Below are 15641 nucleotides of genomic sequence, written 5' to 3' on the forward strand. Positions count from 1 at the left end.
TCTCAGGAGAGCGACATGACCCTCGATCCTCGCGCGGCGATTGCCGCCGCGCCGATGCACTGGCGTCAGGTCGCCGTGGTCGCCCTGTGCATCGCACTCAACGCGCTCGACGGGTTCGATGTGCTGGCGATCAGCTTTGCCGCGCCCGGCATCGCGGCGGAATGGGGGATCGACCGGGCGACGTTGGGCGTGGTGCTGTCGATGGAATTGCTCGGCATGGCGGCCGGGTCGGTCGTGATCGGCAATGTCGCCGATCGCATCGGACGGCGCCCGACGATCCTTGGCTGCCTGATCGTCATGGCGGCGGGGATGATGGCCGCCGCATTTGCGCGCGACGTGACGATGCTGTCGGTCATCCGCTTCGTCACCGGCATCGGCATTGGCGGGATGCTGTCGTCGACCAGCGCGATGGTCGCCGAGTTTTCCAACGACAAGCGGCGCGGGCTCAACGTTGCGCTCAACATCGCCGGCTATTCGACCGGCGCGATCCTCGGCGGGGTGGTCGCCTCCGCGCTGCTCGCCTCGACCGGTGACTGGCGATCGGTGTTCATGCTGGGCGCAGTCGCCAGCACCGTCGCGATCCCGCTCGCCATCTTCATGTTGCCGGAGTCGATCGAATCGCTGATCGCGCGGCGACCGGCGGGGGCGCTGGAAAGCGTCAACCGGACGCTGGGCCGACTTGGCCACGCAGCGGTCGATGCGCTGCCGCCGCCGCCCGCACAGGTCGTCAAACCGTCGATCGGATCGCTGTTTTCGCGCAGCTATGCCGGGGTCACGGTCCTGCTGACGATCGCCTATTTCGCGCAAATCCTGTTCTTCTATTACATCCAGAAATGGATTCCGAAGATCGTCGTGGACCTCGGCTTCGACGCGGCGCAGGCGGGCGGGGTGCTGGTCTGGGCCAATGTCGGCAATCTGACCGGCGCGGTCGTCATCGGCCTCGCCAGCCAGCGGTTCGACCTGCGCCCGCTGGTCGCCGGATCGATGCTGATCGGCTTTTTCGCGATCGGTGCATTCGGGCTGGCGGGGGCGGACCTCATGCGTCTGTCGCTGACCGCCGCAATCGCCGCCTTCTTCATCAACGCGGGCGTTGTCGGCCTCTACCCGATCCTCGCGCAGACCTACCCGGCTGCATTGCGCGCGAGTGGCACCGGCTTCGTCATCGGGGTGGGGCGCGGAGGCTCTGCGCTCGGCCCGGTCGTCGCGGGCGCCCTGTTCGCAGGTGGAAGCAGCCTGCTCGTCGTATCGCTGACGATGGGGATTGGCGGGCTCGTCGCCGCGACGATGGTCTTCCTGCTGCCCTGGGCGCAGCGCCGCGCAAGACCCTAAAGGCTGCTCAGCAACAGGCTGGTCTCGCTGTTCAGCACCCCCTCGATCTGCCGCACCTCGCGCAGGATGCGGTCGAAATCGCCGATTCCGGCGGCTTCGATCTCGGCGATCATATCCCACCCGCCATTGGTGGTGTGCAGCGCGATCAGCTCGGGAAAGCCGCGCAGCCGGCGGATGATCTGGCTGGTCGAGCGTCCCTCGATCTCGATCATCATGATCGCGCGGATGCTGTTGCGGTCGTGCCGCGCGCGGATGGTGAAGCCCAGCACCGCGCCGCTGTCCAGCAGGCGGTCGAGCCGCGCCTGAGCCGTGGTGCGCGACACCTTCAGCACTGCGGCGAGCCGGGTGATCGGCATCCGCGCATCCTCGCGCAGTGCGGCGATCAGCCGGCGGTCCAGATCGTCGAGTTCGTACATCGCCGCGACCTAGCACCACCACCATGCAAATTGCCGACCCGCGCCGGGTAATCTGCCCAGAAACACGGGTGAAGTTGCGCAGCCTGCATCTGTCGCGTCGGCATCGCCCGGCTTTAGCCTGTCCGGGACAGGTGAAGCAGGCCGGGATCGAAACCGCCTGGCTCGCGCCAGCGGGTAAGGCCTGCGCAAAAACGGGTGACAGGCTGGACGCGCACGCCGCGCCACGCTGGAACGGGGACATGACGATGCAGATTGAAACAGCGAACGAAATCGCCCGGCTGGACGGGCATGGCCAGGCCGAACTGGTGCGGACCGGACAAGTCGCGCCCGACGCGCCGGTCGAGGCGGCGATCGCCCGGATCGAGGCGGTGAACGGCCCGATCAACGCGATCGCCGCGCGCGCATTCGAGCATGGCCGCACCGCTGCCGCGCGGATCGACCCGACCGCGCCGATGGCGGGTGTGCCTTATCTGCTCAAGGCATCGCTCGAATATCCCGGCTTCCTGTGCGAGGCCGGATCACGCGCGAAACAGGGAGAGGTTGCGACCCGCGCCTTCCCGCTCGTCCGCATGCTCGACGCGGTCGGGCTGATCCCGGTGGGCATGTCGACCATGCCCGAATTCGGTCTGAACGCCAGTTGCGAAGGTCCGCTCTACGGCGTGACCGCCAACCCGTGGGATCTGAGCCGCAGCGCGGGCGGGTCGAGCAGCGGCGCAGCGGCGGCGGTCGCGGCGGGCCTCGTGCCGTTCGCCACCGCCAGCGACGCAGGCGGGTCGATCCGCATCCCCGCCGCCAATTGCGGAATCATCGGCTTCAAGCCCAGCCGCGGCTGGAATGTCCGCGCGCGTGCGCACAATCTGGTCGACGACATTCTGTGTTCGGACGGCCTGTATGGGCGGTCGATGCGCGACACGATCTGGGCCGCTCGCATGCTGCGTCCGGCGGACAAGGCGGTGGACGACGCCCCGCGCCCCGGCCTTCGCATCGCGCTCGATCTCACCGGCCTTGATGGCACCGGGCCTTCGCCGGAGGTTGCCGACGCGATCCACCGCGCAGCGGCGCTGTGCGAGACGCTCGGCCACCATATCGAACCGGTGGTACAGCCGATCGACCGCGCCGCATTGCGCGCGGGGTTCACGACACTCTGGGACTATCTGGGCGGCGAGATCGTCGATCATTATGGTGCCCGCGCACCGGAGGTGCTGGAGCCGTGGACGCTTGGCTTGGCCGCGCGTCGCGGCACGGTCACGCCCGAGCGGCTGACCGAGGCGCTGGCGCAGATCGACCGGGCCAGCCGCGCGCTGACGGCATTCCACGCCAGCTATGACGTCGTGCTGTCGCCGGTGACAGCGACGGTCGCCACCCCGCTCGGCGAACTTGCGCCGACGCGGCCGACCGACGCGCTGTTCGACGCGCTGTTCGGCTTCGTCAACTATACGCCGCTCCACAACATGACCGGTGCGCCCAGCATTTCGCTTCCGCTGGGCCATAACGATGACGGCCTGCCGGTGGGGGTGATGGTTTCCGCCGATCTTGGCGGCGATGACCTGCTGCTGGCGCTGGGCCGGGAGCTGGAGGTCGCCGCCCCGTGGGGTGAGCGCTGGCCGCCGATCGCCTTTCCGGGCTGATTACCCGGAAGCTGACGGCCTTACCCGGCACCGGGGTTTGCCGATCCATGCGCCTTCATCCTAGCCTGTCGCAATCGACACATTGGGCAGGAGGATGAAGCGATGATCGGACGGGTTGCGATGATGGGCCTGTGCGCGGCTGCGGGCATTCTGACGCCCGCTGCGGTACATGCGCAGACGGCGCCAGCAGCGCCCGGCTATACCATGCCGTTCACCGCAACGTGGGACATGCGCGCCGCACATGGCGCGACCTACCGCATCTTCGTCTCCTATCCCGAAGGCGAAGCGCCCGAGGGCGGCTTTCCCGTGCTCTATGTGACCGATGGCAATGCGCTGTTCGCCAGCTTCGCCGAAACCCGCCGGATGATCGGATGGACCAAGGGGCAGGAGATGATCGTGGTCGGCATCGGCTATCCGACCGACCAGGCCTATGATGTGCGGCGGATCGACGATTTCACCGGGGCACCCACCACCTCTCTCGCCTACGCCAAATACGCCAGGGAGAAGAATGGCGGCTGGGACCGGTTTCTGGACTTTCTGACCGGCGAGCTGCGCAGCGAGATCGGCAAGCGTTACAAGACCAACCCCGCGCGCCAGTCGCTGTTCGGTCACTCGCTCGGCGGCCTGTTCGCCGCGCACACGCTGTTCACCCGGCCCGACGCCTTTCACGCGATCATCGCCGCCAGCCCGTCGCTGTTCTGGCACGAAGCGCTGACGCGGCGCGAGGAGCGCGATTTCGTCGCGCGGCTGCAGGCGGGGAAGGGCGGTTCAGTCGCCCGGTTGCTCGTCGTCTCGGGCGAGCGGGAGGAGGCGGTCCTCGAGCGCTGGGATGCCGAGGCGTTCGCCAAGCGGATGGAGCCGCTGTCCGCCCACGGCCTGCGCGTCCAGTCGATGGTGTACAAGGACGAGGGCCATATGACCGTCCCCGCGCGCGCGGTCACCGACACGCTCCGGTTTGCGCTGACCTGGCCCTAGGCCGGGCGGCTCCACCTCAGCCGTTTGTGCTGAGCTTGTCGAAGCACAATTCCTGCGCTCAATGAGGACGGTATGCCGCCCTTCGACAATGACCAGGTGGAACGTCCCCCGGACGTTCCAGCCAAAGCCGGGGGCTTTGGCGACCTGGTCATCAGGGCAAACGGAGGTGGGGTGACCCAAAGACGGACCCCACCCAACCGCTCACTTCCCCGCCGCCTCCAGCGCCCCATAGACCGCCTTCCCCTTGAACAGCGTCACCAGCACCTTGGTCTTGCCGATCTCATGCGTCGGAATCTTGAACAGGTCGCGATCAAGGACGACCAGGTCGGCATTCTTGCCCGGCGTGATCGACCCGGTCACCTTGTCGAAGCCGTTGACATAGGCGACGTTGAGCGTGTGGCTTTCGATCGCCTGTTCGAGCGTGACGCCCTCTTCGGCGATCAGCGGGCGGGCATTGGGGTCGCCGGCGGTGCGGCGGGTCATCGCGACCTCCAGCCCCTCCAGCGGGTTCGCCGTCGCGACCGGCCAGTCGGCACCATAAGCCAGCTTGCCGCCCATGCGCACGATGCTCCCGGCGGGGTAGATGTGCTTCATCCGCTCCTTGCCGATCGCCTGCTCGGTCAGCTCCATATAGGGGTACCAGGACGACCAGGTCGGCTGGAACTGGGCGAAGGTGTCGAGCTTGCCGAAGCGCGGCTGATCCGCCGGATCGACGACGTTCAGGTGCGTTACCATGTGGTGCGTCGGCTTTTTGCCATTGGCGGTGCGGGCCGCTTCGATTGCGTCGAGCGAGATGCGCACGCCATTGTCGCCGATCGCGTGGAGGAATGCGTGCATGCCGCGCGCATCGACCGCGATCACCGCCTGTTTCAGCGTCTCGGGAGACACTTGTGCGCTGCCATGTTCGTGGCTGTGTTCATAGGGGGAGATCATGTACGCGGTCTTTTGCGGGATCACGCCGTCGACATAGAATTTGACCGTGTGCGTCGGCACGCCCAGCGCGTTGCCCCGCGCCGCCGCCTTGAGCAGACCGGGCAGCTGCTCCATGCCCTTGTCGTTCTTCCAGGTCAGCGACACGGTGACATAGCTGGTCAGCTCGCCCGCGTCGTGGACTGCCTTGTACGCGTCGATCATCGCGCTGCTGCCATCGTCTTCCCAGGCCACCCCGGCGTCGTTCCAGCTGACGATGCCGAGGCTGTTGAAGAGCTTGGCGGTGTATTTGACCGAATCCTGAATGTTCTTGTCGGTCACCGGCGGGATCAGGTCCTGCATCAGGCGCTGCGCCGATTCCTGCAATCCGCCGATCGGCTCGCCCGTCGCGGGATCGCGGTCGATGCTGCCATTGACGGGATCGGGGGTGTCTTTGGTGATGCCCGCCAGTTCCAGCGCCTTTGAATTGACCCAGTTGGTGTGGCCACCAACCGAATCGAAGATCAGCGCGCGGTCGGTCGAGACGGCATCCAGATATTTCTTGTGGGGGACGCCATTGGGCGGGAACAGCGAATCCTCCCAGCCCGCGCCATAGATGGTACCGGTGCCGGGGTTGTCAGCGATGCATTTGCGGATGATCGCCTGATAATCCTCGATCGACTTGCCATTGTGCAGCGAGCAGCGCGTGAACGACAATGCGCCGAACAAGGGATGGGCATGCGCGTCGCCAAATGCCGGCATGACCAGCCGCCCGCCCAGATCCACGACCCGCGTCGCTTTACCCTTCAGCCTTTCGACCGCCGCCTTGGACCCCACCGCGACGATCTTGCCATCGCGGATCGCCACTGCCTCTGCCCAGGGTCGAGCCTTGTCCACCGTATAGACGCGCGCATTGGTGATGATCGTGTCCGCCGGCGCGCGGTCTTGCTTCGCAAACGCCGCGCCGGTCGCGCCGGATGCGAGCAACAGGCCAAGGGTCAGTCGGGCGGTCAGGGTGGCGGCGGTTGGCATCAGCGTCCTTCCGTAAGCAAACAGGGGCCGGGCACCGCATCGCGGCCCCGGCCCGGATCGTTGGTTGTCAGAACTTGCGGCGCAGCGACGCCAGCACGGTGCGGTCCTTGCCGAGATAGCAATACCCCTCCTGCACCGTCGGCGCGCTGTTATAGCTGCAATTGGTATAGACCCGCTCGTTGCCGATGTTCGCGGCGTTCACCGACAGCGACCATTTGCCGTAGCTGAGTTCGGCCATCGCATCGAACAGCGTCACCGGTTCGATCGTGTAGACTTGGGTCGTGTAGAACTGGTCAAAGCTGATCTTGTCGCTCTGATACCGCACGCCGCCGCCGATCTTCGCGCGCAGATCGCCGCCCAGATCGAAGCTCTTGGTCGCCCACGCCGATGCCTGATGCTCGGGCAGGTTCTCGCGCCGGTCGCCACGCTGGCGGCCATCGACCACCAGATACTCTGCCCGCGTGTAGCTGTACGATGCGGTCAGGTCGAACGCGCCGGGCAGCTTGATCTTCGCTTCCGCCTCGATCCCGCGCGACCGCGTCGATCCGCCCTGGATGAAGTTCTGAAGCTCATTCGGATCGGCGATCAGGACATTGTTTTCCTTGATGTCATACGCCGCGAGAGTCAGCAGCATGCGCGAATGCGGCTGGAACTTGACGCCCGCCTCATATTGCCGGCCCGTGCGCGGGACATAGGCGATGCCGAAGAAGTTCGACCCAAACACCGGCAGGAAGGATTCCGAATAGTTGAAATAAGGCGACACGCCCTTCACCACGTCGGCGATGATGCCTGCGCGGAAGGTCCACGCCTCATTGTCCGGGTTCTGCAAGCCGTTGACGTTCGACTTCACCTTGTCGTGCCGCGCGCCAAACACCAGCGAGACGCGGTCCCATGCGCGAATCTGTTCCTGCGCGTAAAAGCCGAGCTGGGTGTTCTTGGTGTCGGTGGTCCAGCCCACGCCGGTGGCAAATGGAACGCCATAGACCGGGTTGTAGAGGTTGAGGCCGGGCGCCGCGCCGAAGCCTTCCTCCTTGTCCTCGCGGAACTCGGTATAGTCGAAGCCGGCGAGGATCTGATGCTCGAACGGGCCGGTGCTAAAGCTCAGCACGACATTGTTATCGCTGCTCAGGCCCGAATATTTGGCGCGGTTGAGGTACCAGGCGCGGTTGGCGACTGTCCGCCCGGCATCGGCGTAGGCGCCGCCGAACCCGGTATAGCCGAACACTTCCTGATAGTCCGTATCCTGCTCGAACGCGCGGGTGCGGCTGTTGAACGCGAGCGCGTCGCTGAAGCGGTGCGAGATCAGCATCGTCAGCGCATAATGGTCGGCGAAGGTGTGGTTGAAGTCCGGCTCGCCGAGATAGAAATCGTCCGAAATCTTCGTCGCGCCGCTGCCGTCGATCGTCTTGCTGGTCGGCAGATAGGTCTGGCTGCCGAGCTTGTCGCGCTGATACAGGCCGATGAAGGTCACTTCGGTGTTAGCGCCGGGCCGCAGAGTGACCGACGGCATCACGACGATGCGGTCGTTCTTCTGCCCCTTTTGCTGCAGGTCGGCGTCGCGGACCAGGCCGACGAGGCGCGCGGACACGCCATCGGCCAGCGGGCCGGTGACGTCGAGCTGAAGCTGCTTGTAATCGTCGGTGCCGCCCATCACCCCGATCTCACCGCCGAAGGTTTCCCGCGGCTTCTTGCTGATCGAATTGAGGATGCCGCCCGCGCCGCCGCCGCCATACAGCGTCGACGCCGGGCCACGCAGCAGCTCGGCGCTCTCGACCGTGAAGATTTCGATGCGGCCGCCATAGATGAAGCCGGGCATGCGGTTCAGGCCGTCGAGATACTGTTCGGCGGTGGTGCCGCGCACCGCGAGGAAATCGCCGCGCGTGTCGACACCGTTCAGCTCGCTGCTGGCGCCTGCGCTATAGCGGATGATGTCCTGCAGGTTCACCGCTGCACGATCGTTGAACTCCTGCGCAGAGATGATGCTGATCGACTGCGGAACTTCGGTCAGCGCTGCGTCGGTCTTGGTGCCGGTCTGTGCGCGCGTGCCGATGACCGTCACGTCATCCGCGTTCTCGCCACCGTCCTGCGCTGCGGCAAGGCCCGGCAGGGCGATCGCGCAACAGGCCGTAAGCAAGGCAATCCGGCGCATTGCGCGGGTGCCGGCCTTGGTCTGAACTTCGTGGTGCTTCCTCATTGTCTGAACCCTTCCCCGAGCATGTGTCTTGGTCGGCGGCCCCGTTTCTGTCCGGTGGCGGCGCCAATCCTCCCGATTGCATTCAAACCCATGTCACGCCGGGAACCATGCGGTTTTCAGGGTAAGTGGCGGGGAAGACGGGTAAGCGGGTAAGGCGGGTGGGGGAAGGGGCGATGCGCCGCCCGGGTTACTCGGGGATTGCCGGTACATCCCCGACGATCAACCCGCGCTCGTGCAGCACGCGCACGGCGTCGCGCCGCTTCTGCACGCCGATCTTTTTGAACACCGACTTGAGCCGATATTTGACCGTGTCCGGCGACATCCCGATCAGCCGCGCGATTTCCTTGTTCGAATAGCCAAAGCTGAGATGCGCGACGATCGCCGCCTCGGCATCGCTCAACACGCCCGGCGTCGCGGTGCTCACCGGGCGTGCCGCCAGCGTGCGGGCAATGCCCTTGAGGAACTGCGCGCGAAAGCGGTCGAGCTGCGCCGCGCCGTTCAGCGTCGCATCGATCCCCTCCTCGCCGAACCGGCGCAGAGCGATGAACGGGCGGATGAACCCCTGAAACATCGCGGTCCCGACCGCATCGTCGAAACAGACCTGCGCCGCCTCGCTATCGCCCAAGGCGCGCAGGGCGTGGCTCATCAGGATGTTGACGTCGATCAACAGCCGCCCGGCGCCATGCTGGGCCGCCCAGCGGCGCAGCGCGCGCAGGATGTCGAGCGCGGCGTCATGGTCGCCGTCGATCAGCGCGAACTTGGCCAGGCACAGCCGCGCGGCGGTCACGACCGGGCGGTGTACCGAGGAATCCTCCGCATCGGCGTGACCCAGCGCGTCGATGCCGACCGCATCGGCAGCCGCGCGCGCGGCGTCGAGATCCTGATCGATCAGCAGATCAACCTCACACAGCGCGGCGAGCAGGTCGAGCTGGCGCAGCCCGCGCCGCTCTGCCAGCCGCCGGGCGCGCGCGGTCATCGTGCGCGCATCGTCGATCCGCCCCTCGGCCGCATGTGCCCGTGCCGCGCTGAGATAGCCGGCGACATAGACATCGGCCCAGCCATCGGACTGTTCCATATGCGGCACCGCCCAGTCGAGCAGTGCCAGCGCGGCGGCGGACTGGTCCTGTTCGTACAACAGGCCCGCCTCGAACGCCGCGCAATTGGCGGCAAGATCCGATCGCGGGCCGAAATTGCTTTCGATCTCCGCCCGTGCCGTGGCCAGGATCGCAGTGGCGTCCTTCATGCGTCCCTGCGCATGGCGGATGCGCGATTCGAGAAAGCGGGTGAACAGGTCGCTGTAGAGCGACCCCATCGCCTGATAATGGTCGCGCGCCGCCACCGTCGGCTCCAGCGCGCGCTCCAGCCATCCGCCCTCGAAATATTTGGCGCCCAATGTCTCGCAAACGTTGGCGAGGATGAGATGGTCATTGGACGGCAGCGTCCGCAGCAATGCCTCGCGCGACAGCAAGTCGTCGAGCCCGACCGGCTCATTCTCGTAATCGGCCAGCACGTCGCCGACCACGCGCACTTCGATCCGCTGGTCGGCGGACAGGTCGGCACGGTCGAAGCTCGCCGCGCAGCGGTCGTAATCCGCGCGGGCATGGCTCATCTCGCCCCGCTTGATCTCGAGATAGACGCGGGCGAGCGCGAGGCGCGGGCGGGCCGACACCATCGCTTCGGGCAGCTTGGCCAGCGCGCGTTCGACCATCGCCTGCTGCCCCTGCGGAATCAGGCGCCATCCGCCGGCATCCTCGACGATCGTCGCCAGCAGCGCATCGTCATCGCCCTGAATCGCATGGCCGACCGCTTCTGCGGTCTCGCCGCGCTCGGCAAACCAGGTCGCGACGCGCCGGTGCAGCGCGCGGAACCGGGCGCTGTCGCCGCGCTCAAGCCGCTCGCGCAGATGCTCGGCGAATAGCTGGTGGTAGCGATAGGCCTGCCGTTCGGGCGTCAGCGGGGTCAGGAACATGCCCTGTTCCTCCAGCCGTTCGAGCACCAGCCACCCGTCGCTGCGGTCGCACAACAGGTTGACTGCATCACCGGTCAGGCGATCGAGCAGGGCGGTGCGCACGACGATCTCGCGCGTTTCCTCCGGCATCGTCATCAGCACCTGTTCGGACAGGTATCGGGCAAGCTCGGAACTGGGTCCGCGAAACCGCTCGACCAACGCGTGATGCGCCGCGCCGCGCTTGAGCGAGAGCGATGCGAGCTGCAGGGCGATCGGCCAGCCCTCGGTCCGCGCGACGATGCTGCGGACCTCGGTATCGGCCAGCCCCTCGCCATGCGCGCGCGTCAGCAGCGCCTCGGCCTCATGCGTCGAAAAGCGCAGGTCGGTTGCGGTCAGTTCGACCAGCTGCTCTTCGGCGGCGAGCGCCGACTGACCGAGCCACGGGTAATCGCGCGATGCGATGACGAAATGGCAGTTTTCCGGGGCAAGCTGGATCAGCGCGCGGACGAATGCGTCCACCTCCGGCCCCTCGGCATGGTGGTAGTCGTCGAGGATCAGGACCACGGGCCGGGTCTCGCGCGCCAGCCGGTTGACCACCGCCGACACCGCCGCCCGCGCGGGAAGCGAGGCGGCGTTGCGCTCGCTCTCGCCGCTCGCGGTCTCGTCCAGCGCCAGGGTGATGTAGCGGGCGAGGTGCTTGAGGTCGGCGTCGTCGCGTTCCAGCGTCAGCCATGCGACGCGAACCAGCGCCGGATCGAAGCGCGCGCGCCACTGTGCCAACAGGCTGGTCTTGCCATAGCCGGCGGGCGCCTGGATCAGCGTCAGCCGGCGGTCGAGCGCGGTATCGAGGCGGGCGAGCAGCATGTCGCGCCGGATCTGGTTCCCCATCCACATCGGCGGGGCGAGCTTGGTGTGGATCGGCTCATCCATCAGCTTCACCCTGCCGCGACCTCCATCGTGTCCGTCAACCCCCGCTATCTGGCCGACACGCTATGTTACACGCGCGTTGCACTCAAGCGGCGGTTCCATGATTACCCGCAATCCGGGGCCGCTTACCCGTTCCCCGCCCGCCGCACCCGTTTTTCGCGTTGCGGGCAATGACTTGCCGCCGCACCCTTTGGCTCAGGTTCAGGGCGGGAGTTTGCTGCGTGCGGATTGGTGTCGATGTCGGGGGAACGAACACCGACGCCGTGTTGATGGACGGGTCGGCCATTCGGGCGTGGACCAAGCGCCCGACCAGCGCGGACGTCAGCGGCGGCGTGGCAGCGGCGATCCGCGCGGTGCTTGAAGAGGCCGGCGTTGCCCCCGACGCGGTCGGCGCGGTGATGATCGGCACGACGCATTTCGCCAACGCGCTGATCGAGCGCAACAAGCTGGATGCAGTGGGCGTGCTGCGGCTGGCCAGCCCGTCGGGTGAGGCGTTGCCGCCGCTGACCGGATGGCCCGAGGATCTGTCGCGGCGGATCGGCGATCATATCTTCCTGCTGCCCGGCGGCTATGAGGTGGACGGGCGTGAGATCGCTCCGCTCGATGCGGACAAGGTGCGTGCCGCGGCGCTGGAGCTGAAGGCGCGCGGGGTGCGCGCCGTCGCGATCACCTGCGCCTTCGCCCCGGTCAATGCCGAGATGGAGGCGCGCGCCGCCGCAATCGTGGCGCAGGAGCATCCTGAGGCGCGCGTCACCGTGTCGAGCGCGATCGGCCGGATCGGCTTCATCGAGCGAGAGAATGCCGCGATCTTGAACGCCGCACTGGCTGCGCTGGCGGCGAGCGTCATGGCTTCGTTCGAGCGCGCGCTGGCGGAGCTTGGCATCGCCGCGCCGCTGTACATTTCGCAAAATGACGGGACGCTGATCTCTGCGGCGCAGGCGGCGGCGTTTCCGGTGCTGACGATCGGATCGGGGCCGACCAACTCGATGCGCGGTGCCGCGTTCCTCACCGGAGTGCAGGACGCGATCGTCATGGATGTCGGCGGGACCACCACCGATATCGGCGTGCTGGCCAATGGCTTCCCGCGCGAATCCTCGATCGCCGTCGATATCGGCGGGGTGCGAACCAATTTCCGGATGCCGGACATTCTCGCGATCGGGCTGGGTGGCGGTACCCGCGTCCATCTCGATCCGGCGCTCTACGCGGCTGCGGAGGTTCCCGCCGACGCGCTCAAGGTCGGGCCGGATTCGGTCGGCTATCGAATCGCGCAGGAGGCGATGGTGTTCGGCGGAGCGACGCTGACCACCAGCGACGTCGCGGTGGCGACCGGCCGGGCGGATTTTGGCGACAGCGCCGCGCTGCCCGATTTCAGCGCTGCCATGCTCGCTGCGACTTGGGCGCGGTTTCAGGCGATGCTGGAGGAAGCGGTCGACCGGATGAAGACGACGCGCGGCGATGCCACGATCCTTGCGGTGGGGGGCGGAAACTTCCTGATCGCGGACAGCCTGAAGGGCGCGGCGCGCGTCCTGCGACCCCAGCATGCGGCGGTCGCCAACGCGGTCGGCGCCGCGATCGCTCAGGTCGGTGCGCAGATCGAGCAGATCGTCGCCTATGACCGTGAGCCGCGCGCCGAGGCGATCGAACGCATGCGCCGCGACGTCACCGCGCAGGTGGTTGCCGCCGGCGGCATCGCCGAAACTGTCCAGATTGTGGAAGTGGATGAAGTGTTCCTGAGTTATCTCCCGGGCCGTGCCGCGCAGCTGCGCGTGCGGGCGGTCGGCGATCTTGCCGGCCTGCCGATCGATGAAACCGCGACGCGACAGGTTCAGCATGCGCATTGATCGCACGGCGCTGGCCGACCTCGCTCAGGGCGCTGCATTCCTTGGATCGGGCGGAGGGGGCGACCCTTATTACAGCCTGCTGTTGGGGCAGGCCGAGCTTGGCCGGATCGATGCGTTCGATCTCGTGTCGCTCGACAGTCTCGCCGACGATGCACTCATCGTCCCGTGCGGATGGATCGGCGCGCCGACCGTCTCGGTCGAAAAGCTGCCGAGCGGGCAGGAGGCGCTGGCCGGGCTGCGGCGGCTGGAGCGCGAAATGGGAAGGCGGGTCGATGCCGTGCTGCCGATCGAAATTGGCGGAGGCAACGGACTGGCGCCGCTGGTCAGCGCAGCGCGGCTGGGCGTGCCGGTGGTCGATGCCGACGGGATGGGCCGGGCCTTCCCGGAATCGCAGATGGCGATCTTCAACATTCGCGGGCTTTCGGCCTGCCCATCGGTGCTGACTGCCGCGTGCGGGTCGCTGACCGTGATCGAAACGCCCGACAATCTCACGCATGAGCGCGTCGCGCGCGGGCTTTCGGTCGCGCTGGGCGGCATTGCGCACATGGTCGAATATCCGCTGTCCGGGCGCGAGGCGAAGGATCACGCGATCGGCGGCAGCGTATCCGCTGCCATCGCGATCGGCGCTGCGGTCCGTGAGGCACGCGCGCAGGGCGACGATCCGTTCGCGGCGCTCTATGCGGCCCTGCGCGCAACATCGCTTTACCCCTATGCCGGCGAATTGTTCGACGGAAAGATCGTCGATCTGGAGCGTGAGACACAGGGCGGCTTTTCGATCGGTCGCGTGGTGATCGAGGGCTTTGGCGGTGCGGGGCGGATGGAACTGGTGTTTCAGAACGAAAATCTGGTCGCACGCCGCGACGGCGATGTCGTGGCGATGGTGCCCGACCTGATCACGGTGATGGACCGCGAGACGGCGGATTCGATCACGACCGAACGTCTGAAATATGGACAGCGCGTCAAGGTCGTCGGTGCCGCCGCGCCTGCGATGCTGCGCGAGGCGCGCGCGCTGGCGCTGGTCGGGCCGGCTGCATTCGGCTTTGGCGACGCCTATTGCCCGATCGAAACACTCAATGGATGGGACAGGGGATGAGCACAGACGTTCCGGGCGGAGAATATGCCGATGCACCGCTTCCGGAGCGTCTGACCGTCGCGGGTTGGCGCGTCGCGCTGATCGTCGCGAGCTTTTCGATCGCGCTGCCGGGTTTCCTCAACGGGGCGCAGATCGGCCTGGCGCTCGGCTTCTGGCAGGCGGTGCTGGTCGCCCTGATCGCCGGGGCGATCCTGTGCGCGGGCGCGTGTTTCACCGCCTGGGTCAGCGTTCGCACGCGGCTCACCACCTATCTGCTGATCCAGCGCTCGTTCGGGAAGCAGGGCGCGGCGATGGTCAACATCGTCGTCGCGATCGTGCATTATTGCTGGTTCGGCGTGAACGTGTCCTTCTTCGCCGGCGCGATCATGGCGCTGGTGTCGCAGGGCTATGCGATCCCCGGCAGCTTCGGCACCTTCGTGATCGCGGGCAGCGTGCTGATGACGGTCTCGACGATCTTCGGCTTCCGCGCGCTCGACCGGCTGGCGCTGGTGGCGGTACCGCTGCTGGCGATCATCCTCGGCGCGGTCGCGTGGATCATCCTGCGCCAGTCCGGGGTCGAGCTGGACCGATCGGCAACGCCGCCGATCCCGATGACCTTCGGGATCGCGCTGTCGGCACTGGTCGGCGGCAACATGCTGACCGTCGCGGCGATGCCCGACCTTGCCCGCTACATCCGCACAGCGCGCGGGGCGGCGGTGGGGATGGTGCTGTCCTTTCCGGTGGCGACCCCGCTGCTGATGATCGCATCGGTACTCCCGGCGCTGGCGACCGGGGAGACCGATATCATGAAGCTGGTGGTGATGGCCGGCTTTGGCCTGCCGGTGCTGCTGATCCTGATCCTGTCGATCTGGACCATCAACGCCGCCAATCTCTATTCCGCGAGCCTGTCGATGGGGGCGACCTTTCCGCGCGTGCGCCCGTGGATCTTCATCTGCGCCGGTGGCGCGATCGGCGGCGGCTTTGCGCTGTGGGGGATCATCGACAGCTTCGTGCCGTTCCTGATCTTCCTTGCGATCATCATTCCCCCGATCGCCGCGATCTACGTCATCGATGCCTTCACCGCGTTTCGTGAGGCCGATCCGGCCGCCTCGATCCAGGGGCTGCCCGCGATCCGCTGGCCCGCGACGCTGGTGTGGCTCGGCTCGATCACCGTGGCGCTGCTGGCCGAGCGGTTCGCGCTGACGGTCACGACGGTGCCGATGATCGACGCGACCATCTTGGCGACCGTCGCATACCTGATCGTCACGCGGCGCAGCCGGGCGGCATCGCGCCGCGCCCGTGAGGCGGTGTGACCGCCGCGATGGGCGACGTGTCCATAAACCGGCGAATTAAATCGCTAATGCTAGTGA

The 15641-nt window shown here is 66.8% G+C and carries 10 protein-coding genes; 6 read left to right on the forward strand and 4 right to left on the reverse strand.

Annotation, left to right across the window (positions count from 1 at the left end; all coding sequences use genetic code 11):
• Window positions 1-15: 15 nt before the first annotated feature.
• Window positions 16-1329 (forward strand): MFS transporter, encoded by a 1314-nt coding sequence (locus VGN66_RS12220; RefSeq protein ID WP_327519086.1) that lies wholly within the window; start codon window positions 16-18, stop codon window positions 1327-1329.
• Here VGN66_RS12220 and VGN66_RS12225 read toward each other — a convergent pair.
• Window positions 1326-1745 (reverse strand): Lrp/AsnC family transcriptional regulator, encoded by a 420-nt coding sequence (locus VGN66_RS12225; protein ID WP_327519087.1) that lies wholly within the window; start codon window positions 1743-1745, stop codon window positions 1326-1328. The two genes, VGN66_RS12220 and VGN66_RS12225, sit on opposite strands and share 4 nt — an antisense overlap.
• Before the next feature lie 239 nt (window positions 1746-1984).
• Between VGN66_RS12225 and VGN66_RS12230 the strand changes: the two genes are divergently transcribed.
• A complete protein-coding gene (locus VGN66_RS12230; protein ID WP_327519088.1) occupies window positions 1985-3373 on the forward strand; it encodes an amidase family protein in 1389 nt (462 codons plus the stop codon).
• Between the two features lie 102 nt (window positions 3374-3475).
• Window positions 3476-4348: an alpha/beta hydrolase gene (locus tag VGN66_RS12235; protein ID WP_327519089.1), complete on the forward strand. Its 873-nt coding sequence runs from the start codon at window positions 3476-3478 to the stop codon at window positions 4346-4348.
• A 201-nt stretch (window positions 4349-4549) separates the two neighbouring features.
• On the opposite strand, the gene VGN66_RS12240 is transcribed toward VGN66_RS12235, so the two are convergent.
• From VGN66_RS12240 to VGN66_RS12250, 3 genes are all read right to left on the reverse strand, one after another.
• On the reverse strand, window positions 4550-6289 hold the full coding sequence (locus tag VGN66_RS12240; protein ID WP_327519090.1) for an amidohydrolase: 1740 nt from the start codon (window positions 6287-6289) through the stop codon (window positions 4550-4552).
• A 67-nt stretch (window positions 6290-6356) separates the two neighbouring features.
• Window positions 6357-8483 carry a TonB-dependent siderophore receptor gene (locus VGN66_RS12245; protein ID WP_327519091.1) on the reverse strand — a complete coding sequence of 709 codons (2127 nt, stop codon included), beginning with the start codon at window positions 8481-8483 and terminating at the stop codon, window positions 6357-6359.
• Window positions 8484-8670: 187 nt separating this feature from the next.
• Window positions 8671-11361 carry a helix-turn-helix transcriptional regulator gene (locus VGN66_RS12250; protein ID WP_327519381.1) on the reverse strand — a complete coding sequence of 897 codons (2691 nt, stop codon included), beginning with the start codon at window positions 11359-11361 and terminating at the stop codon, window positions 8671-8673.
• A 218-nt stretch (window positions 11362-11579) separates the two neighbouring features.
• Between VGN66_RS12250 and VGN66_RS12255 the strand changes: the two genes are divergently transcribed.
• The 3 genes from VGN66_RS12255 to VGN66_RS12265 are packed head-to-tail and all read left to right on the forward strand — an operon-like array spanning window position 11580 to window position 15584.
• Complete coding sequence (locus VGN66_RS12255; RefSeq protein ID WP_327519093.1) at window positions 11580-13199, forward strand: hydantoinase/oxoprolinase family protein; 1620 nt, start codon at window positions 11580-11582, stop codon at window positions 13197-13199.
• Window positions 13189-14292, forward strand: a complete 1104-nt coding sequence (locus VGN66_RS12260) for a DUF917 domain-containing protein (protein WP_327519094.1) — start codon at window positions 13189-13191, stop codon at window positions 14290-14292. The genes VGN66_RS12255 and VGN66_RS12260 overlap by 11 nt, the downstream gene beginning before the upstream one ends.
• Window positions 14289-15584, forward strand: a complete 1296-nt coding sequence (locus VGN66_RS12265; RefSeq protein ID WP_327519095.1) for a cytosine permease — start codon at window positions 14289-14291, stop codon at window positions 15582-15584. The genes VGN66_RS12260 and VGN66_RS12265 overlap by 4 nt, the downstream gene beginning before the upstream one ends.
• Window positions 15585-15641 lie beyond the last annotated feature (57 nt).

The organism is Sphingomonas sp. (assembly GCF_035998645.1).
Taxonomy (GTDB): Bacteria; Pseudomonadota; Alphaproteobacteria; order Sphingomonadales; family Sphingomonadaceae; genus Sphingomonas.

Excerpts from the sequence above, each read along its gene's own strand:
- VGN66_RS12260 (WP_327519094.1), top strand. The coding sequence starts at position 13,189 with ATGCGCATTGATCGCACGGCGCTGGCCGACCTCGCTCAGGGCGCTGCA.
- VGN66_RS12240 (WP_327519090.1), bottom strand. The coding sequence starts at position 6,289 with ATGCCAACCGCCGCCACCCTGACCGCCCGACTGACCCTTGGCCTGTTG.
- VGN66_RS12225 (WP_327519087.1), bottom strand. The coding sequence starts at position 1,745 with ATGTACGAACTCGACGATCTGGACCGCCGGCTGATCGCCGCACTGCGC.
- VGN66_RS12220 (WP_327519086.1), top strand. The coding sequence starts at position 16 with ATGACCCTCGATCCTCGCGCGGCGATTGCCGCCGCGCCGATGCACTGG.
- VGN66_RS12245 (WP_327519091.1), bottom strand. The coding sequence starts at position 8,483 with ATGAGGAAGCACCACGAAGTTCAGACCAAGGCCGGCACCCGCGCAATG.
- VGN66_RS12250 (WP_327519381.1), bottom strand. The coding sequence starts at position 11,361 with ATGGATGAGCCGATCCACACCAAGCTCGCCCCGCCGATGTGGATGGGG.
- VGN66_RS12230 (WP_327519088.1), top strand. The coding sequence starts at position 1,985 with ATGACGATGCAGATTGAAACAGCGAACGAAATCGCCCGGCTGGACGGG.
- VGN66_RS12265 (WP_327519095.1), top strand. The coding sequence starts at position 14,289 with ATGAGCACAGACGTTCCGGGCGGAGAATATGCCGATGCACCGCTTCCG.
- VGN66_RS12235 (WP_327519089.1), top strand. The coding sequence starts at position 3,476 with ATGATCGGACGGGTTGCGATGATGGGCCTGTGCGCGGCTGCGGGCATT.